The sequence below is a fragment of the Azospirillum sp. B506 genome, assembly GCF_000333595.1.
Lineage (GTDB): Bacteria > Pseudomonadota > Alphaproteobacteria > Azospirillales > Azospirillaceae > Azospirillum.
The window spans coordinates 1-2,006 of the sequence record NZ_BADK01001122.1 but is presented as its reverse complement, the minus strand read 5'-3'; the positions used below and the strand labels follow the sequence as shown (position 1 = coordinate 2,006).

The following is a 2,006-nucleotide window of genomic DNA, read 5'->3' as shown; positions in this document are numbered from 1 at the left end:
CGGCCGGCCGAGCAGAAGCCGAGGCACCCCGTCATCGCCATGCCAATATCCGCCAGCCCCTTGGCCTGGATTTTCTGATCCAGCCGCTGCCACAGCGGATGCGCGCCCTTGGCGGCGCAGCTGCCGCGCGGATGGCCGGGCGGGCGCTGCTGGGCGCAACAGAAAACGTGGTGGCGGAAGGTCTGCGGAATGTCGAGCGGCATCGGGCATGCTCCATAGCCATAAAATTCGTATGGGTAAGAAGCATGCCAGATTGCTGCGCTGCGGCAAGGCTTTTTGTAATCCTTCTAACCCGTAACCGCCGCCGTGATTCTGCCGCGATGAAATGCTTGGTCGGCAGAGCATTGGCGGTTAAGAATCCCGCCAGGGGGCTATCCAGGAGACGCCGGTGCTGCTGAGCGGGTCGGGGAAGGGTCAGCCGGGCGCTGTGCCGGGCTGGGTCGGGTATGCGCTGCTGCCGGTTCTCAACCTCGTCGCGGCTTTCGTGCTGTCGGGGCTGGTGATCCTGGTGATCGGCGAGAACCCGGTAGACGTGCTGTCGCTGCTGCTGTCGGAGGCCCTGGGATATCCCGAGGCCATCGGCTACACCCTCTATTACACCACCGACTACATCTTCACCGGGCTGGCGGTGGCCATCGCCTTCCACTGCGGGCTGTTCAACATCGGCGGTGAGGGGCAGGCCTATCTGGGCGGGCTCGGCGCCGGGCTGGTGGCGCTGGCGCTGACCGGCTGGCCCTGGCCGGTGGTCGCCCTGCTGGCGGTGCTGGCATCGGCCCTGTTCGGCGCCGCCTGGGCCTTCATCCCGGCCTGGCTGCAGGCCAAGCGCGGCAGCCACATCGTCATCACGACGATCATGTTCAACTTCATCGCCGCGTCGATCATGACCTGGCTGCTGGTGGACGTGCTGATCCGCCCAGGCAGCCAATCGCCGGAAACCCGCGAGTTCGATCCCGGTGTCTGGCTGCCCTCGATGGACCGGGCGCTGGGCTGGTTCGGCATCGCCATCCCGGCCTCGCCACTGAACCTGTCCTTCCTGTGGGCGCTGGCCTGCTGCCTGCTGTTCCACATCTTCCTGCGCCGGACCCGCTGGGGCTACGAACTCCGCACCGTCGGCCGCAACGAGCGGGCGGCGGTCTATGCCGGCATTTCCCCGGCGCGCAACATCGTCATCGCCATGCTGATCTCCGGCGCGCTCGCCGGCTTCGTCGGGGTCAACGAGATCCTGGGCGTGCAGCACCGGGTGATCCTGAACTTCACCGGCGGGGTCGGCTTCGTCGGCATCGCCGTGGCGCTGATGGGGCGCAACCATCCGGTCGGGATCATTCTGGCGGCTTTGCTGTTCGGGGTTCTGGCACAGGGCGGCGGCCAGCTGTCCTTCGAATACCCCACGATCAACCGCGAGCTGGTGATGGTCATCCAGGGTCTGGTCATCCTGTTCGCCGGTGCGATGGAGAATCTGTTCAAGCCGCAGGTGGAGGCGCTGTTCCGCCGCCGAGGCACCGCCGCAACCGAAACCGGAAGGGGCTGAGCGATGGAAGACGCGCTTCTTCTGGCGCTGCAGCTGCTGGGCGCCACCATCCGGGTGGCGACGCCGCTGGTGCTGGCCGCCTTCGCCGGCATGTATTGCGAGCGGGCCGGCGTGGTCGACATCGGGCTGGAAGGCAAGATGCTGGCCGGCGCCTTCTTCTCCGCCGCCGTCGCCTCGGCCACGCTGAACCCGTGGCTGGGGCTGCTGGCCGGCATCGCCGCCGGCGTGGCGCTGGCGATGGTCCATGGCTTCGCCTGCATCACCCACAACGGCAATCAGGTGGTGTCGGGGATGGCGATCAACATCCTGGTCGCCGGGCTGGCGCCGACGCTGGCCTATGCCTGGTTCAAGCAGGGCGGTCAGACGCCGCTGCTGCCAAACCAGGCCCGTCTCCCCGCCGTGGATCTACCGGGGGTCGAGGCGCTGGCCGGCGTGCCGGTGCTGGGACCGGTCTACCGCGAGCTGTCAACGGCAACAA

Annotated in this window: 1 protein-coding gene and 2 pseudogenes; 2 read left to right on the top strand and 1 reads right to left on the bottom strand. The window is 67.4% G+C overall.

The window, feature by feature from the left end:
- Nucleotides 1-203 (bottom strand): annotated as a pseudogene (locus tag I71_RS34170) ((2Fe-2S) ferredoxin domain-containing protein); the annotation flags it as partial.
- A 185-nt stretch (nt 204-388) separates the two neighbouring features.
- On the opposite strand from I71_RS34170, the gene I71_RS34165 reads away from it, so the two are divergent.
- Nucleotides 389-1,528: an ABC transporter permease gene (locus tag I71_RS34165; RefSeq protein WP_083897536.1), complete on the top strand. Its 1,140-nt coding sequence runs from the start codon at nt 389-391 to the stop codon at nt 1,526-1,528.
- Between the two features lie 3 nt (nt 1,529-1,531).
- Nucleotides 1,532-2,006 (top strand): annotated as a pseudogene (locus I71_RS34160) (ABC transporter permease); the annotation flags it as partial.